This window comes from Gymnodinialimonas sp. 57CJ19, from assembly GCF_038396845.1.
Lineage (GTDB): Bacteria > Pseudomonadota > Alphaproteobacteria > Rhodobacterales > Rhodobacteraceae > Gymnodinialimonas.
On the sequence record NZ_CP151587.1, the window covers coordinates 1,950,285 to 1,971,958 of the forward strand.

Below are 21,674 nucleotides of genomic sequence, written 5' to 3' on the forward strand. Positions count from 1 at the left end.
CATATTGGGCGGTAACAACGCGACCTTTGTGAGGGGTAAGAGACACATGGCGGGCAACAGCGGCGGACCTTGGGGTGGCGGCAGTAACAATGGTGGCAGTGGCGGCGGCGGCAATCGCGGCACTGGCTCTGGCGGGAATGGCAACGGCAACGGGCCACGACGTCCCGGCGGCGGCGAGGGGCAGAACATCCCCGAACTCGACGACATCATGCGCAAGGGGCAAGAGCAACTACGCGTTCTGATGGGCGGTCGCGGTGGCGGCACGGGCAATGGGGGCGGCCAGGGTGGCGGCGATCCAGTCAGCCCGCGTGTCTTGTGGATCGGCGGCATCTTGGTTGCGGCCTTGGCTTGGCTCTACGCCTCTTTCTATTCGGTTCAACCGGGCGAGCAGGGGGTGGAGCTGTTCCTTGGCTCTGAATACCGCATCACGGGCGACGGCCCTCACTTGGCGCCATGGCCTTTGTTCACGGCGGAAGTGCTCGGTACCGAGCAAGAGCGCACAGAAGCGATTGGCAACAACCGGTCAGGCGCGTCGGACACTGGCCTGATGCTGACCACGGACGAAAACATCGTCGATATCGACTTTGACGTTGTGTGGAACATCAACAATGCAGCTGACTACCTGTTCAACCTGCGCGACCCCGAGGCAACAATCCGCGCCGTGGCTGAATCCGCCATGCGGGAGATCATTGCTCAGTCCGAGCTGGCCCCGATCCTGAACCGGGATCGTCAGTTGATCGGTGATCAGGCGCTTGCCCTGATCCAGACGACGATGGACAGCTACGAATCCGGCGTGAACATCATTCGTATCAACCTTGACCGGGCCGACCCGCCGGTAGAGGTGATCGACGCTTTCCGCGAGGTGCAAGCCGCCGAGCAGGAGCGCGATCGTCTTGAGCGTACGGCGGATGCCTATTCCAACCGCGTGACCGCCGGTGCCCGTGGTGAAGCCGCGCAGGTGCTGGAAGAGGCCGAAGGTTACCGCGCCCGCGTGGTGAACGAAGCCTTGGGTGAAGCGAGCCGTTTCCTTGCCATTCTTCAGGAATACGAAGTGGCGCCGGAAGTGACCCGCCGTCGCCTGTATCTGGAAACGTTGGAGCGTGTGCTTGGCGATACGGATTTGGTGATTATCGACAGCGAAACCGGTGGATCGGGTGTAGTGCCTTACCTGCCGCTGAACGAACTGCGTAGCCCGTCGGGCAATTCTACAACAGGGGGCTCGAACTAAGATGCGCCGTATTACTTATCTTATCCCTGCCGTGGTTGTCGTCTTCGGCCTTCTGTCATCTGCGATCTTCGTGGTGGATGAACGCGAACGTGCATTGGTGCTTCAGTTCGGTCAAATCCGTCAGGTCATTGACGAGCCAGGCCTGAACTTCCGCGTGCCGATCATTCAAGAGGTGATCTATTACGAGGACCGTATCCTGTCGCTCGATACGGCGGCTACGGAAGTCACACCGTCCGATGACCGTCGTCTGGTTGTGGACGCTTTCGCGCGCTACCGGATCACCGACACGCGTGTGTTTAACGAACGTGTCGGCTCGGGCGGTATTCGCCGCGCGGACGATCTTATCGAAGACATCCTGAACGACCGTATTCGGGCGGTTCTTGGTGCGGATGGTGTCACCTCCAACACGATCTTGTCGGAAGAGCGGGCCGGTTTGATGCAGCAGATCACACGTCAGGCACGGGCCCGTGCGGCCTCGCTCGGGGTGGAAATCCTGGACGTACGGCTGAAGCAAACCAACCTCCCGGCCCAGAACCTTGACGCGACCTTCGCCCGTATGCGGGCCGAGCGGGAGCGTGAAGCCGCAGATGAGATCGCCCGTGGTGAAGAGGCCGCGCAGCGTATCCGCGCGACCGCAGATCGGACGGTGGTAGAGCTGGTTTCAGACGCCACCCGGGAGGCCGAGATCACCCGTGGTGAGGCAGACGCCGAGCGGACCCGCATCTTCGCCGAAGCCTTTGGCCAAGATACGGAGTTCTTCGACTTCACCCGGTCGCTCACCGCGTATGAGCGGGCCTTGGGCGACAACACCAGCTTCGTCATCAGCCCCGACAGCGAGTTTTTCGAATACTTCGATGGCTCGGCCCTTGGCGGCGGCAACTCTTTGACGCCAGCGGCAGAGTAACCGGCCCATGGGGCTGGCGATATTGATGGGCCTTGGCATGGTCCTCGTGATTGAGGGGCTGGTGTTCGCACTGGCCCCTTCGCGTTTGGAAGACCTTCTGCGCGCCATGCAGGCGATCTCGCCCGAGACACGGCGCCTGATCGGCCTGTGTGCTGTGGCGGCGGGGGCAGTGTTAACCTCTTGGGCGGTGAGCTTGCTTTAGGGCGGGTTTCTGCCTTCGCGCCTGAAATAGGCGTTGGTTTGCGCGTATCGCCGTGCAAATCTTGCGGCCAGGGACGATATTCACGTCCATGTGACGATCCGCGAGGCAAGGGTTGGGAAACCCGAACTTGAAACCACGCAGAAGAACCCAAATTATAATAACAGGACAGAGGTGCCTGTCCGACGGTTTTGCAGGAGGCCTTTTACCGTGACGACCCATTCAAGACTCTCCCTTTCCCCCCAACAACAGAACCGCAACCGTCCTTATGCGCGGCCACAAGACCGCCCCCAGGTAAGGGCCCGCGCTATTGCCGCGGCTCCCCCAAAAACCCATGAAGCCCGCTTCGCTGTCGGCGCCTTGCTTGCCCTTCTGGTGGCTTTTGCCGTGGCGCTTTCGGCGTTGCCGGCGCGGGCGCAGAACGCGGGCTTGCCCGGTTTCGCGGATTTGGTGGATCAAGTCGGCGACGCGGTGGTGAACATCACGACGTCCTCGGTCGTGGCAGGGCGCACCGGCGGCCCCGCGCCGGTGGTGCCGGAAGGTTCGCCGCTGGAGGATTTTTTCAACGACTTCCTTGGTCCCAATGGCGGCGGCAATGGTCCCGCCCCGCGCCGCAGCCAAGCGCTCGGGTCAGGGTTTGTGATCTCGGAAGATGGATTTCTCGTTACAAACAACCACGTCATTGAAGGCGCGGATGAGATCATGATCGAATTCCGCAACGGCGTTGAATTGCCGGCGGAACTGGTCGGCACAGACCCGAACACCGATATCGCGCTGTTGCGTGTGCAAAGCGATGAACCGCTTCCCTTCGTGCCGTTTGGCGTCGCCTCGGATCATCGTGTGGGTGACTGGGTGATGGTTATGGGCAATCCTTTGGGGCAGGGGTTCTCTGTCTCGGTCGGGGTGGTCTCGGCGTTTGGACGCTCACTTTCGGGCACCTACGATGATTTCATCCAGACCGACGCGGCGATTAACCAAGGTAACTCCGGTGGTCCCCTGTTTAATCTGGAGGGTGAGGTAATCGGCGTGAACACGGCCATTCTGTCGCCCACCGGTGGCTCTATCGGGATCGGCTTTGCGATGTCTTCGGATGTCGTGGTGAACGTCGTGGATCAACTGCGCGAATTCGGGGAAACCCGTCGCGGCTGGTTGGGCGTGCGTATACAAGACGTGACCCCCGAAATGGCCGAGGCCCTGGGCCTTGATGAAGCCCGTGGCGCCATGGTCACGGATGTACCCGACGGTCCGGCTCTGGAAGGCGGCGTTGAAGTCGGCGATGTGATCTTGTCGTTCGATGGCAATGAGGTTGAGGACACCCGTGGTTTGGTGCGGGTCGTCGGCGACAGCACTGTGGGCGAAACGGTCCGCATGATGGTGTTCCGCGATGGCGGCACCGAAACCCTGCGGATCACCTTGGGGCGCCGTGAAACCGCAGAGGCCAGCGCCACACCGGATGCCGATGGCGAAACGCCCGAAACGGCCCCGCCTGCCGTTGTGCTTGGTATGACCCTGACGCCCCTGACCGATGCCATGCGGGCCGAGTTGAACGCGGCCAATGTGGCCGGTGGTCTGGTTATCACGCAGCTCGATCCGGTCTCGGACGCCGCTGAAATGGGCCTTCAGGTGGGCGATATCATCACCGAAGTCACGCAAGCGCCCGTCACCACGGTGGCCGATTTCCAGCAGCGTATCGAAGCAGCCGACGCGGCGGGGCAGGAAACGATCTTGCTGCTGATCCGCCGCGATGGGAACCCTCGGTTCATGGCGTTGAGCATCAAGGACTGACCCTAGGCTGATCTTCGGTCTCGCAAACGAAAGCCCCCGGCAGTGTATCTCCTGCCGGGGGCTTTTTTGCTTTCAATAGAGTGCGCTTGCCTTAGTTTTGGGCGAGCTCAGGGTCCCAGACCGATAGGCCCAGTTGGCGGGCCGCGGCCAATGACAGCACGCCGCTGTCGAGCCCTTGGGGCTGCTGATAGGCCCGGATCGCGTCGACGGTGGCGCGGTCCATCACGCCGCTGGCAGCCCCTGCGAAGTGTCCTCGTGCGCTCAGCGCCCGTTGCAGGTTGGCGATATACTCGACGTTACCCTCCATCGCGCAGGGGGTCTCAAACCACGTCTCGGTCCGGTCTTCGACAATACGCTGCTCAGTCGCGGTCACGAAGACGGCGGGACGGCGAACATTGCCGTCTCGATCCAATTGCTCGGGTTCAACCATGATCTGCTCGGTCACGGTTTCAATCACTGCGGGCTCGATCTCTCGGCCATAGCAGCTTTGGGGATCGGCGTTCGGTGGTCCAACCCCTCGTGACACCTGCACCCCGCCAGAACCGGAGTTGGTGGAGGGCGCAATCACCGAGGTAAAGCTCTCGCCCTCAGGCGCGGTCGATTGACACGCGGCAAGGCCAAAGACGCCGGTTACAGCGGCCAGAAGAAGTGATTTGTGCATGGGACTGCTCAACGTCCTGATTTATTTTGCCCTATGGTAGCGGAAAACGCGGCCTCGGGAAAGCGTTACGGCTGGGGGGCAGCGGGAGATGGCTGATGTTGGGTCAGCAGCTCATCCAACAGGGGCGAGATATCCTCCACATGCTCGGCCACCACATGGGTCACGTCCGAGTCGCGTTGAATGCGCCCGGTCACCCGCAACAGACGCCCCGAAATCACCGCGCGACGATATTTCTGGAACAGTTTCTGCCAAACGACAACGTTGCAGACGCCGAACTCATCCTCCAGCGTGATGAAAATAACCCCCTTCGCCGTGCCGGGGCGTTGGCGTACCAACACAAGCCCCGCCACCGCGATCCGCGCCCCTTCAGGCGGAAGGTGCAGCAGGTGGTGTGGCAGGCACGAGGGCGGACGTGGCCAAGTGGGGGCGTGAGAGACGGGTTCCATATGGGAACAAAAATAGAACATACAGGTATGAACACAAGGGGGCGCTTTCGTGCTGGAAAGGCGGAGGCGGGCGTATTACCTAGTTGAAGAACCGAAATTCAGGGACGGACCATGGCCAAGATCACTTACATCGAACACAACGGAACCAAACATGAGGTCGAAGTCGCCACCGGCATGACCGTCATGGAAGGCGCGCGTGACAATTCCATTCCCGGGATCGAGGCCGATTGCGGCGGCGCCTGCGCCTGCTCCACCTGCCACGTCTATGTGGACCCCGCCTGGGTCGAGAAACTTCCCGCCATCGACCCGATGGAAGAAGACATGCTGGAATTCGCCCATGAGCCGGACACAGCCCGGTCTCGTCTGACCTGCCAGCTGAAAGTGACCGATGAATTGGACGGTCTGGTCGTACAAATGCCCGAAAAGCAGATCTAAGCGCCCATGGCGCCGCGTCTGCCACCTTCGAGCAGGAGAGGGCGCATGCGCGGCGCGTGGATGGGCCTGTGTCTGGGGCTGGCGTGGTCAGGCGTGGCGCTTGGATGCACCGTACCGCCCCATGTGGCGACGCAAATGCCCGATACCCTTAGCGCGCCCTACTTAGACGGTAGCCTCGCTTGGTATGACGGGCCCACGACGCGCTATACCCATGGCGTACTTGGCGACACCATCGAGGCCACGCGACTCCACGCTTACGCCACAACGGCCCAAACACCCTGTGGCGATCAATCGATCTCCTTGCCCCCCGACTTGGTGTTCGAGGATACCACCCCTCGGCTCGCCGATATGGACGGCGACGGCACGCCCGAAATCATTGTCGTACAAAGCCACCAACGCCTCGGCGCCCAACTCGCGGTCTACCGCTTCTCTGATGACGGCGTGGGCCTTGATCTGCTCTCCGCGACACCCTTCATCGGGCGCCCCAACCGCTGGTTGTCTCCCATAGGTATCGCGGATTTGGACGGCGATGGCAGAACAGAAATCGCCTATATCGACCGTCCCCACCTCGCTCGAACCCTTCGCGTCTGGCGCTACTTGCCCGACCACGCCTCAGCTGCCGGGCTCCTTCAAGAGGTCGCCTCACTCCCGGGCCTGACCAACCACCGCATCGGGCAAGACTTCATCTCCGGTGGTATTCGCACCTGCAACGGTGCGCCCGAAATGATCACAGCCAACGCCGACTGGACCCTCCTGATCGCCACGCGCCTCTCCTCCGGCGCCCTCACATCTCGCGCAATTGGCCCCTTCTCCCCCTCCGCCATGACCGCTGCCCTTTCTTGTTCCCAATGACCTCCCCCTTCATCTTGGCCAATACAACTCAATCCTCCCCCCCTCGACCCAAACCTCCCTCGGAAATAGCGTACCAACCCCGCCGCTCACACTTCCGACCCTTGACTTAACGAGGCTTGCCCTGTCTATCCGTCCCGCACACCACACCATGCTTATCACCGCCGGAGACCTCCCGATGCACGCCTATCGCAGCCATTCCTGTGCCGCCCTGACAGCCGCCAATGTTGGCGAGACGATCCGCCTTTCGGGTTGGGTGCATCGCCGCCGTGACCATGGCGGCGTGATCTTCATCGACCTTCGCGACCACTACGGCATCACGCAGATCCTCTGCGATCCCGATAGCCCGGTATTTTCGGAGGTGGAAAAGCTGCGCGCCGAGTACTGCATTCGCATCGACGGCGTCGTGAAGGCCCGTGCTCCAGAGCTGGTGAACGAGAAACTGCCGACCGGCGAGATCGAGGTCTATATCCGCGATCTCGAAGTTCTGGGCGCCGCGGCCGAGTTGCCCTTGCAGGTGTTCGGTGATCAGGAATACCCCGAGGAAACGCGCCTGAAGTACCGCTACCTCGACCTGCGTCGGGAGAAGATGCAAAACAACATGATGCTGCGCTCCGACGTCGTGTCGAGCATCCGCAAACGGATGTGGGAAAAGGATTTCCGCGAGTTTCAGACGCCGATCATCACGGCCTCCTCTCCGGAAGGCGCGCGCGATTTCCTCGTGCCGTCCCGTCAGCACCCCGGCAAATTCTACGCGCTGCCGCAAGCGCCTCAGCAATTCAAACAGCTGCTGATGGTCTCGGGCTTCGACAAATACTTCCAGATTGCGCCCTGCTTCCGCGATGAAGACCCGCGCGCTGACCGCTCACCCACTGACTTCTACCAGCTCGACCTGGAAATGAGCTTCGTGGAGCAGCAAGATGTCTTTGACACGATCGAACCGGTTCTTCGTGGCGTGTTCGAAGAATTTGGAGAGGGCGCTTCCGTCGATCAGGATTGGCCGCTCATCAGCTACGCCGACAGCGCGTTGTGGTACGGCACCGACAAGCCCGACCTGCGTAACCCGATCAAGATGCAGGTCGTGTCCGAGCATTTCGCGGGCTCCGGCTTTGCCATCTTCGCCAAACTGCTAGAGCAGGAAGGCACTCAGGTTCGCGCCATTCCCGCGCCCAAGGGCGGATCTCGCAAGTTCTGCGACCGGATGAACAAGTTTGCGCAGGAGCAGGGGCTGCCTGGAATGGGCTACATCTTCTGGCGCGATCAGGGCGAGGGGATGGAAGCCGCCGGCCCGTTGGCCAAGAACATAGGGCCGGAGCGGACCGAAGCGATCCGCCAGCAGCTTGACCTCGGTGTGGGCGATGCGGCGTTCTTCCTCGCCGGCAAACCGTCTCAGTTCGAGGCCGTTGCAGGACGTGCGCGCACGGTGATCGGTGATGAACTCGGCCTGACTGAACAGAACCGTTTTGCCTTCGCTTGGATCGTGGATTTCCCCATGTACGAGGCCGATGAAGAAACCGGCAAGATCGACTTTTCCCACAACCCCTTCTCCATGCCGCAAGGCGGGCTAGAGGCGCTGAACGGTGACCCTCTGACAGTGCTCGGCTATCAATATGACCTTGCCTGCAACGGGTACGAGCTCGTTTCCGGTGCCATCCGTAACCACCAGCCCGAGATCATGTTCAAAGCCTTTGAACTGGCAGGATACGGCGCGGACGAGGTGCGAAAGCGCTTTGGCGGCATGGTAAACGCCTTCCAATACGGCGCTCCGCCCCACGGTGGTTGTGCGGCAGGGATCGACCGGATTGTGATGCTTCTGGCGGATACCGCGAATATCCGTGAGGTGATCCTGTTCCCCATGAACCAAAGGGCCGAGGATCTGATGATGAACGCGCCGTCTGATCCGATGCCGGATCAATTGATGGAGCTTGGCCTGCGCGTTATCCCGCAGGACTAAACCGCGCCTGCCACGGCTTGAATACGCCCCGACAAGATCGCGCGCAGAGCCGCGCGGTCTGGGGCGCCGAGCGTCTCTGACATGTCGTGGGCGTGCGCCTCCAGCGAGTTGTCCTTCACGGCGCGCGCCAGACCGATCAGAAAGCGTCTCAGGTAACTGACGGGTGGTCTGTCCAATGCCAGAAGGTCCATGGCGTGGCTAAGATCTTCGCGTAAGGCGAGGGGGTCGGGATCAACACTGACGATATTGGCCTCACGCGGGCCTGTGGGGCGCTGTGCGTCCGGCAGGTGGGCGAGGATCGCGGCCTGATAAGCGGCGACGGTGGAGACGGGCTTGGCAATGAACCCATCGGCACCGCATGCCAGAACGGCGGCTTCAGATGCCTCTCTCTCTGCGCCGGAGGTGCCCAGGATGACCTGCACGCGGGGTTTCGTCTCCGCCATGGATTTGATCAGATCCAGACCCGAGCCATCGGGCAGCCCAAGGTCCACGATGGCGACCGTGGGGGAATAGACGTTCAAATGCCGCTCTGCCGATGCCAGACAATCGGCCCGTCGCAAACGGGCGCCGGAACGTAAACTCATCAGTCTTATCGCCTCAGATGCATAGCGGCTGTCTTCAACCACCAGGATCGTGATGCCCAGAAGAGGGCGTTCTGCCGTGGGCTGGGGGCGAAGATCAAACTCCGTCAATCTGTCATCCATCGCTGTTTTCCATTGTGAGAACGCGATTCCTTTCGCGCCCTCCCTGTTTGACACACTTAAGGTTTATGATCGGTAAACGCGGACCCTGATGCGACATCGCCTGATCTTGCCTTGGTGGACCCGTCGCGCCATATCCGTTGAGACATTACATGATCGGATTTCCCTATGATCGGACGCCTTAACCACGTTGCCATCGCCGTGCCTGACCTCGACGCTGCGGCTGCGCTCTACCGTAACACCCTCGGGGCCGACGTTGGCCCGCCCCAGGACGAGCCGGACCACGGTGTTACCGTGATCTTCATCACCCTGCCCAACACCAAGATAGAGCTTCTCTACCCCCTTGGGGATAACTCACCCATTAGTTCGTTTTTGGAAAAAAATCCGGCTGGAGGCATCCATCACATCTGTTATGAGGTTGAAGATATCCTAGCTGCGCGAGATAAGTTGAAGGCCGATGGCGCCCGCGTCTTGAGCAGTGGGGAGCCAAAGATCGGTGCCCATGGGAAACCGGTTCTGTTCCTACATCCAAAAGATTTCACCGGCACTTTGGTCGAGTTGGAGCAGGTCTGATGGGGGTCGTTACCGGGATCGTTCTATACGCCGTTATCTGGTTCATGACGCTGCTGATCTCGCTTCAGGTGCGTGTCACCAGCCAAGATGAGGCGGGCGAACGGGTGGCTGGAACTCACGGGTCCGCCCCCGCCGATGCGCAAATGAAAAAGCGTGTGATCTGGACGTCCATCGTCGCCGCGGGCATCTGGGCCGTCATCGCGTCGATCATCATCTTCCAGCTGATTTCGCTGGAAGATGTCGACCTCTTTACCCGCTTCGGGATGGGGTCGTCGGCGCCGCGTTAAGCATGTGGTAAAGGTGCGTGAACGTGGCGGCCCCAAGGATCGGGACCAGCAAGTTCACCACCGGAATCGTCAACGGCACCGCCATCAAGACGCCTGCGGCGAACAATGTTGGCCGGTTGCGCTTTCGAAACGCCGCAGCGCCCGCTGCGGTTTCGCGGCGCAAGGCAACCATTTGCCCGTATTCCCGCCCCAACAATACGCCATTCACAACCCAAAACAGGATCGGGGCCAGAGGGGCGAAGATCAGGTAGAGGATCAGCGCCACAAGGTTCACCAGCGTCAGAACCCCCAAAAATTTCGCAACATCTACAAGGGCTTCACCAATCGACAGGCCGCGCGAGGGGGGCAGGCCCTTGTAGTGTCTGTCTTCTACCGCGCTGGCCACGCGCTCCAGAAAAATGCCCATGAAGGCCGAGGCGACCGGCACCATCAGAAAGATCGATAACACCAACATCAAAGGGATGCCCGCGATCGTTAACGCATCATCCACCCATGTGATTTCGCCAATCCACGGCAGCGAGAAGCTGTCCGGCAGCATCCATCCGATGAACAGGGCAAAGGCCCCGTAAAACGCCACCAGCAGGCCGACGGTCAGGCCTATGCCAAGGGCCAGCACGCCGATGAAGCGGCTATCGGTCAACTGCCGGAGGGATTTGAAAAAAGCGTCTAAGATCATGTGTCTACCCAAGTGGTGAGCGCGTCTGTGTTGGGGCGAGGGCGGTCGGGTGGCACGCGCACCTCATTGGCAATGTGGATGTAGCCCGCAACGGTTTCATGGGGGAAAAGGTGTAAGCCCTGCGTCAGAAACGGCCGATCCGTGGCGCGCCACCCCGTCAGCCAGACGGCGCCCCATCCCGCCGCCAGGGCGGCGTTCAGGAGGGACAGGCAGCACGCGGCGGCAGAGGCATATTGCTCCGCCTCGGGCACAATCGGATGCGGTTTGGGGCTGGAAATGACGGCCACAATCATCGGGCTCTCGCGAAAACCGGTGACATCCTTGGCAAGCCGTTTTGGATCAATGCCCAAGGCCTCGCCACGGGTTTGCGACAGATCCGCAAGGCGTTGGCAAGCCTCGGCCCTCAGCACGATGAAGCGCCATGGCTCCAGCTTGCCGTGATCGGGCACGCGGCACGCGGCGGTGAGAAGGGTCTTCAGCGTCCCATGATCCGGGGCCCGATCGCCCATCATCCGCGGCGGCCGGGAGCGACGCGACAACAGGAATTCCAGGGCTTCAGGGTTTGATGCAAGGGGGCGCGAGGTCTTGGACATGCACTGCATTTCGGGGGTGGTGGCGGGAAGATCAAGCCTTAACGGCCCAATATCCTCCCGCCGGGTGCGTTAGTCCGCGTCTTTCTTGGCGGCCGCTTTCTTCTTGGGGGCCGCTTTTTTCGCCGCTGGCTTCTTTGCCGCAGCTTTCTTCTTTGGGGCGGCCTTTTTCTTGGCGGCTGGCTTCTTCTTGCCAGACTTCGCCGCCCTCTCCTCGATCAATTGTACCGCTTGGTCCATGGAAATTTCTTCTGGATCAATGGTTTCGGGGATCGTCGCGTTGATTTTGTCCCATTTCACATAGGGGCCGTACTTACCCTTCATGACGTTCACCGGACCGCCCGCATCGGGGTGTTCGCCCAATTCACGCAGCGGTTTCGCAGCTTGGCCGCGTGCCCCGCGTGAGGCGACTTTCTCGGCCAAAAGCTGCACCGCACGGTTCATGCCGACGGTGAACACCTCGTCCAACCCTTCCAGGTTGGCGTTGGTGCCGCCCCGGTCCGAGGTGCTTTCTGCGTGCTTCAAATAGGGGCCATAGCGGCCGATGTTGGCCCAAACCATCACGCCATCTTCGGGATGCGGCCCAATTTTGCGGGGCAGGGACAGCAGCATCAACGCGCGCTCCAATTCCAGCTCCTCCGGTGGCCAGTCCTTGGGAACTGACTGGCGTGGCGGCTTTTTGTTCTCTTCCGTTACCGCGCCGCGCTGCACATAGGGGCCGAAACGACCCTTGAAGACGCGGATTTCGTCGCCCTGGTCTTCGCCCAAAAGCTTGCCTTCGGGCGGGATGGCGGATGCTTCTGCCTCGGGATTGGGCGGACCGAAGGGGCGCGTGTAGCGGCATTCTGGATAGGCAGAGCAGCCGATGAAAGCGCCGCCTGCGCGCGCGGTGCGCATGGACAGCCGGCCGACTCCGCAGTTTGGGCACAGACGGGGATCGGTGCCGTCACCGGGATCGGGGAACAGATGCGGCTCCAGCACCTCGTTGATCTTGTCCAAAACCTCGGTGATGCGCAGCTCTGAAGTCTCATCAATGGCGGCGTGGAAGTCCTTCCAGAACCGCTCCAGCACATCCTTGTAATGGCGGTCACCGGCGCTGACTTCATCCAGCTGATGCTCCAGATCGGCGGTGAAGTCATATTGCACGTAGCGGTTGAAATAATTGGACAAAAACACCGTCACCAGACGGCCCTTGTCTTCGGGGATCAGGCGGCCCTTGTCCTTAAGCACGTAGCCACGGTTCTGGATCGTATCCATGATCGACGCATAGGTGGAGGGGCGCCCGATGCCGAGTTCCTCCATCCGCTTGACTAGCGTTGCCTCGGTGTAGCGGGGCGGGGGGGCCGTGTGGTGTTGCTGGCCCAGAACCGCGCCCGATGCGGCCATGATCGCGCCCTTGCAGCGTTGCAGGTCGCCGCCGTCGTCTTCCACCACATCATCGCCAGAGAACTTGGCGTAGTCCGCCGCCAGAGCTTGCGCCGTCGGCGTCAGTGGATCGCCCGCGTGGACCTGCGGCAGGCGCTTGCTGTCTTCGTCGTCGCCCGCATCGTCGCGGCCTTCCTCATAGACCTTGAGGAAGCCGTCAAACAGCATCACCTGACCTGTCGCGCGCAGCTCCACGTCGCGGTCATCCGAGGCGATGGTCACAGTGGTGCGCTCAAGCCGCGCGGCCTCCATCTGACTTGCGATCGTGCGCTTCCAGATCAGGTCATAGAGCCTGCGCTGATCGTCTTCCGTCAGGCTCAGATCGCTGGCCGCCTTGGTCATGTCGGTGGGCCGCACGCATTCGTGGGCCTCCTGAGCGTTCTTGGCTTTGTTCTTGTAAATCCGGGGCTTGGCGGGAACATAATCGTCGCCGTAACGATCCTTGATTGCCCCACGCGCCTGATCGACGGCTTCGGGCGCCATGTCGATGCCATCGGTCCGCATGTAGGTAATGTGGCCCGCTTCATAAAGGCGCTGCGCCGTGCTCATGGCCTGCTTCGCCCCCATGCCTAACTTGCGCGAGGCTTCCTGTTGCAAGGTCGAGGTCATGAACGGCGGGGAGGGATTGCGGTTGGCGGGCTTGGCCTCCACATCGGCGACGCTGAGTTTGCGAGAGGACACAGCCTTCACCGCAAGGCCCGCTTCTGCAGCAGAAGGCAGGTCGTAGCGATCCAGTTTCTTGCCGCCCAGAACGGTCAGGCGGGCCTCAATGGATTGCCCACGTGGCGTATCGAGAACGGCGCGCACGGACCAATATTCGCGGGGGCGAAACGCCTCGATCTCCATCTCACGCTCGACCACAAGGCGCAGGCAAACCGATTGCACCCGACCCGCAGATTTTGCGCCGGGCAATTTGCGCCACAGAACGGGAGACAGGTTGAAGCCCACCAAATAATCCAAAGCGCGGCGCGCCAGGTAGGCCTCCACCAACTCCATATCCACTTGGCGTGGCTCGGCCATGGCTTTGGTCACGGCGTCCTTGGTGATCGCGTTGAACGTCACCCGGCTGACGGGGGTGTCTTTCTTGATCGCCTTGCGCGATGTCAGCGCTTCTTGCAGGTGCCAAGAGATCGCCTCCCCCTCGCGGTCGGGGTCGGTCGCGAGGATCAAGGCGTTGTCTTCCTTCAGCGCGTCCACGATCGCTTTGACGTGCTTTTTGGAATCACTTCCGATCTCCCACTTCATCTCGAAACCGTCTTCGGTGTCGACGGAACCGTCCTTGGAAGGCAGGTCGCGGACGTGACCGTATGAGGCGAGGACTGTATAGTCGCTGCCTAAATACTTGTTAATTGTCTTGGCCTTAGCTGGGGATTCGACAACGACAACAGGCATATTTTGATCACTTTCGAACGGAATGGGACTGGCGGCGGAACATGTGGGCGCTTGGGGTAAGATGTCAATGCGCGACGCCGCATGGATATTGTGACGATGAATTGAGCAGGCCCGATAAGCGAATTCCGAACGGCTTAACAGTGCCTATCTTCTTCAGTTTGTCCGGGCTCTGCCGCGCGGCTCACTATGAGTCGCCCTGGTAAGCTGAACTATGGAACGGGTTCGCACCCCGGTCGCGGTGTATGACTTGGGCGCGGCGGTGGAGTTTCGCGTTCAGGACCCGACGACGAGTGGCGTATGGTGCTTGCGCGGTAAATGGCACAACATCCCGGAGAAGCAGAGATCCACTTGGCCACGATGCCCGTCGTAGAGTGGCGGTTGGGGGTGCTTTGTGACGTGTTCGGACGTATTTTCGCGCGGTGCGGGGGTTAGCTGGCGCTGATCATGCCCCCCGCGGTTCGGGTGACGCGGCCAGACATCTCCAATACGGCCAATGCCTGCGCCATCTCGCGCGGGGTAGCGCCCAGATCCCGGATGATCTGATCCTCGGGCACCGGAGATGGGCCCAGGTGCGAGAGTATCCGCGCCTCCCACCCGCCGTCGGGACGTTCCGGGGCAGGGGCGGGATGTTGGAAGTCCCGTACCATGGCAGAGGCGCTGTTGAGCGGTTGCGGCGGGATGCCAAGGGCCTCGATCACATCGTCCGCGCCCCGGATCAGGGTGGCGCCGTCGCGCAGCAGGATATTGGCGCCGGAAGCCCGGCTATCCATCGGGTGGCCAGGGACGGCCATGACCTCCCGGCCTTGATCGGCGGCACACCGCGCGGTGATGAGTGATCCCGACCGCGCGGCTGCCTCCACCACAATCACGCCTTGGGCTATGCCCGAGACGATACGATTGCGGCGCGGGAAGTGACGCGCTTGGGGGTGCAGACCAAGGGGTTGCTCGGACAGTAGCAATCCTTCGGCAGCGATTTTCGCCGTCACTTCCGTATTCTCAGTGGGGTAGACGACATCAACGCCACCCGCGACGACGGCAACGGTGCCGGTCTCAAGACTGCCTGTGTGGGCGATCGTATCGATGCCGCGCGCAAGGCCAGATACGACAGTGAAGCCCGCTTCCCCAAGCTCTGCCGCCAGTTTCCGCGTCATTCTGGCCCCAAGGCTAGAGGCATTGCGCGTCCCAACAAGCGCCACGCAAGCCCGCGCCATCAGGCCGACGCGACCGACGGCCCATATCACAGGTGGCGCGTCCGATATTTCGGCCAGCGTGGCGGGGTAATCGGGATCGCCCAAGCAGATCATCCGTGCGCCTACCCGCGCCGCGGCCCGCAGTTCCGCCTGAACAACGGCTTCTGGGCAGACTTCATACTTCTCGACTCCGGCCGCTGCAGCGACTTGGGGCAAGGCCTCCAACGCGGCTGCGGCGCTGCCGTGTTCAGACAGAAGCCGCAGGTAAGTTGCCGGGCCAACCCGCCGGGACCGAATGAGGCGCAAGCGCAGCAAGCGGTCATCGTCGCCTTGGGCAGGCGGAGGGACATATGCCACAGGGGCGTCGTGAAACGCGGCATCAAACCAATCGTTGGGTTGTTGCGTTGCGGCCCATTGGCCTGCCAGGGGGGAATCGGGTGCTGTCCACATGTCCTCAGGCTTGCGCGGAGTCGTTAATGAAGCCTTAACAAAAGTCGTCAAACGCGCAGACTCTTTGCCTAAAGTTAGCTGGAAGGCGCGATAAGTGCCTCAGGACAGAGCCAGCGCGTCGCAATCCACATGAATGCCCCATGCACGAGGCTGACGGGAACAAACACAAACATCGCGTCGATTGTTTCGGATGTGGGGGCAGACCACTGCATTAAGGCACCGATCGCCAACGGGGCCAGGAACGCCACGATCAGGGCAGTCCCCCATCCGGCCACCCCAAGACGCATGGCCCATGCCCCTACCAAAAGCGCCAAAGGCACCAACATGATGCCCGCCAAAGGGGCCAGCAGCATCATACCGCCAATCGTCGAGACAATAGTCCAAGGGCTGTCAAAATTGTTGGGCTCATATCCGTACAGTGCCAAAGCAAAAATCAGCCCACCAACCAAGGTGGGGGCGAGCCACGTAATCACCCCGATGAGGACGACTTTCTGAGGCGCCAGAAGGCGATGGCCAAAGCGTCGGCTGCGGAAGATGGGGGAAAAGAAGCTCATGTTAGTTTCTTTCTTTCGTGCAGATGTGCCATGCCACGGGCGAGCGTCCAGAACGACAATGCGTAGGCTGTGCCGAGCGTAGGCAATTGGGCGAAAAGGCATAGGAAGACCGGCAGTCTCATCAGCCCTGAGGCCACAGGACAGTCGGAGCGGGGCGGCGCAAGACGACCCACGGCTTAGGCGGCCGAACCGCCGACCGTCAGGCCGCCAATCAAGAGCGTTGGTTGCCCCACGCCCACCGGCACCCATTGGCCTTGTTTGCCGCAATTGCCCATGCCGGGATCAAGCGCCATGTCGTTGCCGATGGCGCGGATCTGCTTCAGGGCGGTCGCACCGTCACCGATCAGCGTCGCCCCCTTTACTGGCGCCCCCACGACACCGTTCCTTACTCGGTAGGCCTCGGTGCAGGAAAAGACGAACTTGCCGTTGGTGATATCCACCTGTCCGCCGCCAAACCCGACCGCGTAGATGCCGTCCTTCACGTCGGCCACGATGTCACCGGGCGCCACGTCACCGCCCAACATGTAAGTATTGGTCATCCGCGTCATCGGCGCATGGGCGTAGCTCTCGCGACGGCCGTTGCCCGTTGGCGCGACCCCCATCAGGCGGGCCGACTGGCGGTCTTGCATGTAGCCCACCAGCACACCGTCCTCGATCAGCGTCGTGGCCTCCGACGGCGTGCCCTCATCATCGACGCTGATCGAACCGCGCCGATCCGGGATCGTGCCATCGTCCAGTACTGTCACCCCCTTGGAGGCGATCTGCTGCCCCATCAGTCCGGCAAAAGCGCTTTGTTTCTTGCGGTTGAAGTCGCCCTCCAGCCCATGGCCAATGGCCTCGTGCAGCAAGATGCCGGGCCAACCGTTGCCCAAGGCCACGTCCATCACGCCCGCAGGCGCGGGTTCCGCGCTGAGGTTCACGACAGCGATACGCAGCGCCTCACGCGCGGTAGCTTCCCAATGGTCCCGGGTCATCAACCCGGTCAGGCCCACGCGCCCGCCACCGCCCGCCGAACCGGATTCGCGGCGGCCGTTCTCTTCGACGATGATCGACACGTTCAGGCGTACCATCGGACGCACATCGCTGACGCTGCCGCCTTCGGGACGCAGAATCACCACTTCCTGATGGGATGCCGCCATGGAGGCGCTGACCTGCACGACGCGTTTGTCCAAGGCGCGCGCATAGGCATCAATCTCGGCCAAGGTCTCTAGCTTCACGCCAAATTCCGCACCCGCCATGGGGTCTTCATCGGTGTAAAGCTTCTCATTGGTGCCGCGTGGCGCATCGGCCAGAGTGCCGCCCCCGTCACCCACAGCAAGGCGCGTGGTTTCTGACGCGCGTAGCAAGGCGGCCTCGGAGATTTCGGTGGAATGGGCGTATCCGGCGACGTCCCCCTTCACGGCGCGCAGGCCAAACCCCTGCACCGCGTCATAAGAGGCGTTCTTCACGCGACCGTCGTCAAACACGAGAACTTCCGAGCGGCACCGCTCCAGAAAAAGCTCTCCGTCGTCGGCACCCTGGGTGGCAGAACGCAGCACCCGCAGGGCGGTGGCCTCATCAAGATGGGTCTCAAACGGACGGAAGGGCGTGGCGTCAGACATTTAGGGCTCCTTAAGGTCGATCTCTATATAGTGTGTTTCGAGCCGGGTGCGACACCCCGTCTCAACCATTAGGTGAGACAATTTAGGCCACTGCCTTGTGTGGCACGGCGCTATATGGTCTGGCACAGCGTGAACAGATGACGGCACCGCGGCTTAGGGCATTGCGCCCTTTGGGGAGCGGACCGGACGGACAACAGGACAGACCACATGGCAATTCGCAAGACGCTCAGCGGCGTTATGGCCGCACTTGGCGCAACCTTCACCGCCACGATGGTGGCCGCGCAGACCACCGGAATGCGCGACGGGCTCGAAATTCGCGGCGCACCGATTCCCGGCGGGATTGATTTTCAACCCGGCGTGACCAACGGCGCACTGGATATTCGGGCGCTCGATAATTTCTTGCTTTGGATTGCAGGGCTGATCACACTCTTCGTGTTGGCGCTGATGATCTATTCCGCGATCAAGCATAACGCGAAGGCAAACCCGACGCCTGCGTCGTTCACACACAACACCCAGATCGAAGTGGCTTGGACGATCGTGCCGCTCATCATCCTTGTGGTGATTGGCGCGTTCTCCCTTCCGGTGTTGTTCCGTCAGCAGACAATTCCTGATGCGGATGTTGTCGTTAAGGCGACGGGCTATCAGTGGTACTGGGGCTATGAGTACCCCGAGCACGGGATTTCCTACGACAGCTTCATGCTGGCCGAGGACGAGCTGGCTGAATTCGGCTACTCTCGGGATGAGTATCTGCTGGCGACCGACACAGCCGTTGTTGTGCCAACAGGCCAGCGCGTTGTGGTTCAGGTGACAGCCGCGGACGTCATCCACTCTTGGACAATCCCCGCGTTCGGCGTAAAGCAGGACGGTGTGCCCGGCCGCTTGGCTGAACTGCACTTCGAGGTTAACCCCGGCGAAGAAGGTGTCTACTTCGGTCAATGTTCCGAGCTGTGCGGCGCATCCCACGCCTATATGCCGATCACGGTTTTTGCGGTGACACCGGAAGAGTATGAAGCATGGCTGGCCGGTGAAGCGGCAGAGTTTGCCTCTCTCGGCGGTGCACGTGCCCCTCAGTACCTTGAGTTGGCAGCGGCGGAGTAAGCCCAGATCATGAGTGATTTTGCTGCACAAACGACACCCGAGCCTCGCGAGTACGACGCGGGGTTTGGTGACTATTTCGCGCTGCTCAAGCCGCGTGTGATGTCGCTTGTGGTGTTTACGGCGCTGGTCGGCCTTCTGGTCGCGCCGGGCGGCACGTCGCCGATGATCGGATTTACCGCGATCTTGTTCATCGCGTTGGGGGCAGGGGCCTCGGGCGCGCTGAACATGTGGTACGACGCGGACATTGATTCCGTGATGAAACGCACCGCCAAACGCCCGGTCCCCGCAGGTAAAGTCCCGGCGGGTGAGGCTCTGACGCTCGGGTTATGGTTGTCGGCATTGTCTGTTGTGATGCTTGGCTTGGCGACCAATTGGGTCGCGGCGGCGCTTCTGGCCTTCACGATCTTCTTTTACGCCGTCGTTTATTCGATGTGGCTTAAACGCTCCACACCTTGGAACATCGTGATCGGCGGCGCGGCGGGTTCATTCCCTCCGATGATCGGATGGGCAGCGGTGACTGGCGATATCAGCATCGCCTCGGTCCTGATGTTTGGGCTTGTCTTCATGTGGACGCCGCCTCACTTCTGGGCCTTGGCGCTGTTCATGAAGGGCGACTACCACAAGGCAAACGTGCCGATGCTGACCGTGACCCACGGTCGCCGTGAGACGCGCCGTCAGATTCTGATTTATACCGTGCTGCTGGTGCCTGTGGCGCTTGGCCTGGTGCTGACAGATGTGGCCGGGCCGATCTATTTGGTCACGGCCGTCGTGCTGAACGCGCTGTTCTTGAAAGGCGCCTACGACATCTGGAAGCGCGAAGAAGCGCAGGCGGAGGCTGATAACTACGCAGTGGAGCGGCGCGTATTCAAATTCTCGCTGCTGTATTTGTTCCTGCATTTCGGCGCCTTGCTGCTGGATGCACTCTGGAGGCTGATCTGATGGCAGAGGTTAAGGGGCTCACTGAGACCCACGAAATCCACAAGCGCCGTTTGGGCCGTAACGTGGGCACAGCTTTGTGCCTGCTGAGCTTTTGCGCGATCGTTTTTGGCCTGACCATCGCCAAAGTGCGCGAAGGCGGCTTGCTGGAAGCCAGTGACCACGTGCCTCGCGCTTCGATGCTTCCGATCACGGAGGAAACGGAGTGAGCGAGACGCCACAGAAGATGGACCCGAAGACCAAGACCGTACTGCAATTGTGCGCGGTGGTGGTTTTCATGGGATGCATGACGGCAGCGGCTGTTCCTTTCTATGATTGGTTCTGCCGGGTCACCGGCTTTGGCGGTGCTACAGTGACGGCTGATGCCGGCAGCGAGATGGTGCTCGATGACATGATCCGTGTCCGGTTTGATGCCTCTACTGCCAGCGATATGCCTTGGGAATTCCGCCCCGTTGTGCCCCATATGGATATTGCCATCGGAGAGACGGGCCTTGCATTTTACGAGGCATATAACCCCACCGATCATCCGATCGCCGGGACCGCGAGCTACAACGTTGCCCCCTTTGTCACTGGCGGCTACTTTGTCAAAATCGCCTGCTTCTGCTTTGAGATGCAGGTGCTTCAGCCCGGTGAGCGGGTTGAGATGCCCGTCACATTCTATGTCGACCCCGAGATCCGGAATGATCCCGAAACCGTCGGCACGCCCGCTATCACCCTGTCGTATACGTTTCACGTAACCGACATGCCCGAAGACTACGCCGCCCTAGAGGCGGGGAATTAAGATCAGTCCGGAGAACCAAATGGCCCACGTAAAACGCCACGATTACCACATCCTACCGCCGTCGATTTGGCCGCTTATGGGCGCCGTTGGCGCGTTCGCCATGTTGTTTGGCGCGGTGAACTGGATGCACTCTGGCTCCCCTTGGTTGTTCCTCGCGGGCTTTGTCGCCGTGCTCTATGTGATGTTCGCGTGGTGGTCCGAAGTCGTGACCGAAAGCGGAGAGGGCGATCACACCCCGGTTGTGCGTATCGGCCTGCGTTATGGCTTCATCATGTTCATCATGTCGGAAGTCATGTTCTTCGTGGCGTGGTTCTGGGCGTTTTTCAAACACGCGATCTACTCGATGGATACCTATGAGGCGTCGACCTACATCCCGCCGGAAATCCACCAGGTTGATCCGTTTCACCTGCCGTTGATCAACACGCTTGTTCTGCTGTTGTCGGGCTGTCTTGTGACTTGGGCGCACCATGTGCTGGTCCATGGCGGTGCGCGCAAGGATATTGAATATGGCCTGCTTGGCGCCGTTGTACTGGGCGTTGCTTTCACTGGTTTGCAGGCGTTCGAGTATTGGGAACTGATCGCCCATGAAGGCTGGCAGTTCGGTGGCCCCGATGGCGACCGTTTCTACTCCACCTTCTTCATGGCTACGGGTTTCCATGGCTTCCACGTGGTGATCGGGACGATCTTCCTGTTCATTTGCTATCTTCGTGTGCGCAAAGGCCATTTCACGGCTGAGCAGCACGTGGGCTTTGAAGCCGCTGCTTGGTACTGGCACTTCGTTGACGTGGTGTGGCTGTTCCTTTTCGTGGCGGTATATATCTGGGGCCAGTAAGGCCCGGCGAGGTTGGACGGGGGAGGCGTCGGAGCCCACCCGCCCACCCCTCCGACACCTCCCCCGCGCCTTAACGAGGCGGTGCCTCTGGTGGGGTCTGTTGGATGTCGATATTTTTGAAAAGATG

The 21,674-nt window shown here is 61.0% G+C and carries 23 protein-coding genes; 14 read left to right on the top strand and 9 right to left on the bottom strand.

The features are described 5' to 3' along the window. Nucleotides 1-46 precede the first annotated feature (46 nt). The 4 genes from hflK to AADW23_RS09580 all read left to right on the top strand — a co-directional run bounded on the left by hflK (nt 47) and on the right by AADW23_RS09580 (nt 4,116). Nucleotides 47-1,228: an FtsH protease activity modulator HflK gene (gene hflK, locus AADW23_RS09565; protein WP_341860716.1), complete on the top strand. Its 1,182-nt coding sequence runs from the start codon at nt 47-49 to the stop codon at nt 1,226-1,228. Nucleotide 1,229: 1 nt separating this feature from the next. After that, nucleotides 1,230-2,132, top strand: a complete 903-nt coding sequence (locus AADW23_RS09570; RefSeq protein ID WP_341860717.1) for a protease modulator HflC — start codon at nt 1,230-1,232, stop codon at nt 2,130-2,132. 7 nt (nt 2,133-2,139) lie between these two features. Beyond that, on the top strand, nt 2,140-2,334 hold the full coding sequence (locus AADW23_RS09575) for a DUF2065 domain-containing protein (protein ID WP_341860718.1): 195 nt from the start codon (nt 2,140-2,142) through the stop codon (nt 2,332-2,334). Between the two features lie 384 nt (nt 2,335-2,718). Then, a complete protein-coding gene (locus AADW23_RS09580) occupies nt 2,719-4,116 on the top strand; it encodes a Do family serine endopeptidase (RefSeq protein WP_341864311.1) in 1,398 nt (465 codons plus the stop codon). 91 nt (nt 4,117-4,207) lie between these two features. Here AADW23_RS09580 and AADW23_RS09585 read toward each other — a convergent pair whose 3' ends face one another. Continuing rightward, complete coding sequence (locus AADW23_RS09585; protein WP_341860719.1) at nt 4,208-4,777, bottom strand: peptidoglycan-binding domain-containing protein; 570 nt, start codon at nt 4,775-4,777, stop codon at nt 4,208-4,210. A 65-nt stretch (nt 4,778-4,842) separates the two neighbouring features. Next, complete coding sequence (locus tag AADW23_RS09590) at nt 4,843-5,223, bottom strand: OB-fold nucleic acid binding domain-containing protein (RefSeq protein WP_341860720.1); 381 nt, start codon at nt 5,221-5,223, stop codon at nt 4,843-4,845. Between the two features lie 111 nt (nt 5,224-5,334). Between AADW23_RS09590 and AADW23_RS09595 the strand changes: the two genes are divergently transcribed. The 3 genes from AADW23_RS09595 (at nt 5,335) to aspS (ending at nt 8,461) form a co-directional block, all read left to right on the top strand. Continuing rightward, nucleotides 5,335-5,658 carry a 2Fe-2S iron-sulfur cluster-binding protein gene (locus AADW23_RS09595; protein WP_341860721.1) on the top strand — a complete coding sequence of 108 codons (324 nt, stop codon included), beginning with the start codon at nt 5,335-5,337 and terminating at the stop codon, nt 5,656-5,658. Between the two features lie 45 nt (nt 5,659-5,703). Next, complete coding sequence (locus AADW23_RS09600) at nt 5,704-6,510, top strand: VCBS repeat-containing protein (RefSeq protein WP_341860722.1); 807 nt, start codon at nt 5,704-5,706, stop codon at nt 6,508-6,510. A gap of 175 nt (nt 6,511-6,685) precedes the next feature. Beyond that, nucleotides 6,686-8,461, top strand: coding sequence for an aspartate--tRNA ligase (gene aspS / locus AADW23_RS09605; RefSeq protein ID WP_341864312.1), 1,776 nt, complete (start codon nt 6,686-6,688; stop codon nt 8,459-8,461). Here the strand turns inward: aspS and AADW23_RS09610 are convergent. After that, the gene (locus AADW23_RS09610; protein ID WP_341860723.1) at nt 8,458-9,165 is read right to left on the bottom strand and encodes a response regulator; all 708 of its coding nucleotides are present in this window, start codon (nt 9,163-9,165) and stop codon (nt 8,458-8,460) included. The two genes, aspS and AADW23_RS09610, sit on opposite strands and share 4 nt — an antisense overlap. Nucleotides 9,166-9,330: 165 nt before the next feature. On the opposite strand from AADW23_RS09610, the gene mce reads away from it, so the two are divergent. Further along, entirely contained in the window at nt 9,331-9,735 is a 405-nt protein-coding gene (gene mce / locus AADW23_RS09615) for a methylmalonyl-CoA epimerase (RefSeq protein WP_341860724.1), read from the top strand. After that, the gene (locus tag AADW23_RS09620) at nt 9,735-10,022 is read left to right on the top strand and encodes a DUF1467 family protein (protein ID WP_341860725.1); all 288 of its coding nucleotides are present in this window, start codon (nt 9,735-9,737) and stop codon (nt 10,020-10,022) included. Before mce ends, AADW23_RS09620 begins: the two co-directional genes overlap by 1 nt. Here the strand turns inward: AADW23_RS09620 and AADW23_RS09625 are convergent. The 6 genes from AADW23_RS09625 to tldD all read right to left on the bottom strand — a co-directional run bounded on the left by AADW23_RS09625 (nt 9,985) and on the right by tldD (nt 17,900). After that, on the bottom strand, nt 9,985-10,698 hold the full coding sequence (locus AADW23_RS09625; RefSeq protein WP_341860726.1) for an EI24 domain-containing protein: 714 nt from the start codon (nt 10,696-10,698) through the stop codon (nt 9,985-9,987). The genes AADW23_RS09620 and AADW23_RS09625 overlap by 38 nt on opposite strands. Next, nucleotides 10,695-11,210, bottom strand: a complete 516-nt coding sequence (locus tag AADW23_RS09630) for a nitroreductase family protein (RefSeq protein WP_341860727.1) — start codon at nt 11,208-11,210, stop codon at nt 10,695-10,697. The genes AADW23_RS09625 and AADW23_RS09630 overlap by 4 nt, the downstream gene beginning before the upstream one ends. 150 nt (nt 11,211-11,360) lie before the next feature. Continuing rightward, on the bottom strand, nt 11,361-14,105 hold the full coding sequence (topA, locus tag AADW23_RS09635) for a type I DNA topoisomerase (RefSeq protein WP_341860728.1): 2,745 nt from the start codon (nt 14,103-14,105) through the stop codon (nt 11,361-11,363). A 428-nt stretch (nt 14,106-14,533) separates the two neighbouring features. Further along, complete coding sequence (dprA, locus tag AADW23_RS09640; RefSeq protein ID WP_341860729.1) at nt 14,534-15,745, bottom strand: DNA-processing protein DprA; 1,212 nt, start codon at nt 15,743-15,745, stop codon at nt 14,534-14,536. A gap of 74 nt (nt 15,746-15,819) precedes the next feature. After that, nucleotides 15,820-16,299: a hypothetical protein gene (locus tag AADW23_RS09645; protein ID WP_341860730.1), complete on the bottom strand. Its 480-nt coding sequence runs from the start codon at nt 16,297-16,299 to the stop codon at nt 15,820-15,822. Between the two features lie 176 nt (nt 16,300-16,475). After that, nucleotides 16,476-17,900, bottom strand: coding sequence for a metalloprotease TldD (tldD, locus tag AADW23_RS09650; RefSeq protein ID WP_341860731.1), 1,425 nt, complete (start codon nt 17,898-17,900; stop codon nt 16,476-16,478). A 207-nt stretch (nt 17,901-18,107) separates the two neighbouring features. Here tldD and coxB point away from each other — a divergent pair, with 207 nt between their 5' ends. From coxB to AADW23_RS09675, 5 genes are read left to right on the top strand one after another with little or no spacing between them, the layout of a single operon-like run. Then, nucleotides 18,108-18,998 carry a cytochrome c oxidase subunit II gene (coxB, locus tag AADW23_RS09655; RefSeq protein WP_341860732.1) on the top strand — a complete coding sequence of 297 codons (891 nt, stop codon included), beginning with the start codon at nt 18,108-18,110 and terminating at the stop codon, nt 18,996-18,998. 9 nt (nt 18,999-19,007) lie between these two features. Further along, the gene (gene cyoE / locus AADW23_RS09660; protein ID WP_341860733.1) at nt 19,008-19,937 is read left to right on the top strand and encodes a heme o synthase; all 930 of its coding nucleotides are present in this window, start codon (nt 19,008-19,010) and stop codon (nt 19,935-19,937) included. Continuing rightward, complete coding sequence (locus AADW23_RS09665) at nt 19,937-20,143, top strand: hypothetical protein (RefSeq protein WP_341860734.1); 207 nt, start codon at nt 19,937-19,939, stop codon at nt 20,141-20,143. Before cyoE ends, AADW23_RS09665 begins: the two co-directional genes overlap by 1 nt. Nucleotides 20,144-20,160: 17 nt before the next feature. Next, the gene (locus AADW23_RS09670) at nt 20,161-20,715 is read left to right on the top strand and encodes a cytochrome c oxidase assembly protein (RefSeq protein WP_341864313.1); all 555 of its coding nucleotides are present in this window, start codon (nt 20,161-20,163) and stop codon (nt 20,713-20,715) included. 19 nt (nt 20,716-20,734) lie between these two features. Further along, nucleotides 20,735-21,547: a cytochrome c oxidase subunit 3 gene (locus tag AADW23_RS09675; RefSeq protein WP_341860735.1), complete on the top strand. Its 813-nt coding sequence runs from the start codon at nt 20,735-20,737 to the stop codon at nt 21,545-21,547. Nucleotides 21,548-21,674: the final 127 nt, after the last annotated feature.

Bases quoted from the DNA above. Each gene is read 5' to 3' on its own strand.
- hflK (WP_341860716.1), top strand. From the start codon at position 47: ATGGCGGGCAACAGCGGCGGACCTTGGGGTGGCGGCAGTAACAATGGT.
- AADW23_RS09570 (WP_341860717.1), top strand. From the start codon at position 1,230: ATGCGCCGTATTACTTATCTTATCCCTGCCGTGGTTGTCGTCTTCGGC.
- AADW23_RS09575 (WP_341860718.1), top strand. From the start codon at position 2,140: ATGGGGCTGGCGATATTGATGGGCCTTGGCATGGTCCTCGTGATTGAG.
- AADW23_RS09585 (WP_341860719.1), bottom strand. From the start codon at position 4,777: ATGCACAAATCACTTCTTCTGGCCGCTGTAACCGGCGTCTTTGGCCTT.
- AADW23_RS09590 (WP_341860720.1), bottom strand. From the start codon at position 5,223: ATGGAACCCGTCTCTCACGCCCCCACTTGGCCACGTCCGCCCTCGTGC.
- AADW23_RS09595 (WP_341860721.1), top strand. From the start codon at position 5,335: ATGGCCAAGATCACTTACATCGAACACAACGGAACCAAACATGAGGTC.
- AADW23_RS09600 (WP_341860722.1), top strand. From the start codon at position 5,704: ATGCGCGGCGCGTGGATGGGCCTGTGTCTGGGGCTGGCGTGGTCAGGC.
- aspS (WP_341864312.1), top strand. From the start codon at position 6,686: ATGCACGCCTATCGCAGCCATTCCTGTGCCGCCCTGACAGCCGCCAAT.
- AADW23_RS09610 (WP_341860723.1), bottom strand. From the start codon at position 9,165: ATGGATGACAGATTGACGGAGTTTGATCTTCGCCCCCAGCCCACGGCA.
- mce (WP_341860724.1), top strand. From the start codon at position 9,331: ATGATCGGACGCCTTAACCACGTTGCCATCGCCGTGCCTGACCTCGAC.
- AADW23_RS09620 (WP_341860725.1), top strand. From the start codon at position 9,735: ATGGGGGTCGTTACCGGGATCGTTCTATACGCCGTTATCTGGTTCATG.
- AADW23_RS09625 (WP_341860726.1), bottom strand. From the start codon at position 10,698: ATGATCTTAGACGCTTTTTTCAAATCCCTCCGGCAGTTGACCGATAGC.
- AADW23_RS09630 (WP_341860727.1), bottom strand. From the start codon at position 11,210: ATGATGGGCGATCGGGCCCCGGATCATGGGACGCTGAAGACCCTTCTC.
- topA (WP_341860728.1), bottom strand. From the start codon at position 14,105: ATGCCTGTTGTCGTTGTCGAATCCCCAGCTAAGGCCAAGACAATTAAC.
- dprA (WP_341860729.1), bottom strand. From the start codon at position 15,745: ATGTGGACAGCACCCGATTCCCCCCTGGCAGGCCAATGGGCCGCAACG.
- AADW23_RS09645 (WP_341860730.1), bottom strand. From the start codon at position 16,299: ATGAGCTTCTTTTCCCCCATCTTCCGCAGCCGACGCTTTGGCCATCGC.
- tldD (WP_341860731.1), bottom strand. From the start codon at position 17,900: ATGTCTGACGCCACGCCCTTCCGTCCGTTTGAGACCCATCTTGATGAG.
- coxB (WP_341860732.1), top strand. From the start codon at position 18,108: ATGGCAATTCGCAAGACGCTCAGCGGCGTTATGGCCGCACTTGGCGCA.
- cyoE (WP_341860733.1), top strand. From the start codon at position 19,008: ATGAGTGATTTTGCTGCACAAACGACACCCGAGCCTCGCGAGTACGAC.
- AADW23_RS09665 (WP_341860734.1), top strand. From the start codon at position 19,937: ATGGCAGAGGTTAAGGGGCTCACTGAGACCCACGAAATCCACAAGCGC.
- AADW23_RS09670 (WP_341864313.1), top strand. From the start codon at position 20,161: ATGGACCCGAAGACCAAGACCGTACTGCAATTGTGCGCGGTGGTGGTT.
- AADW23_RS09675 (WP_341860735.1), top strand. From the start codon at position 20,735: ATGGCCCACGTAAAACGCCACGATTACCACATCCTACCGCCGTCGATT.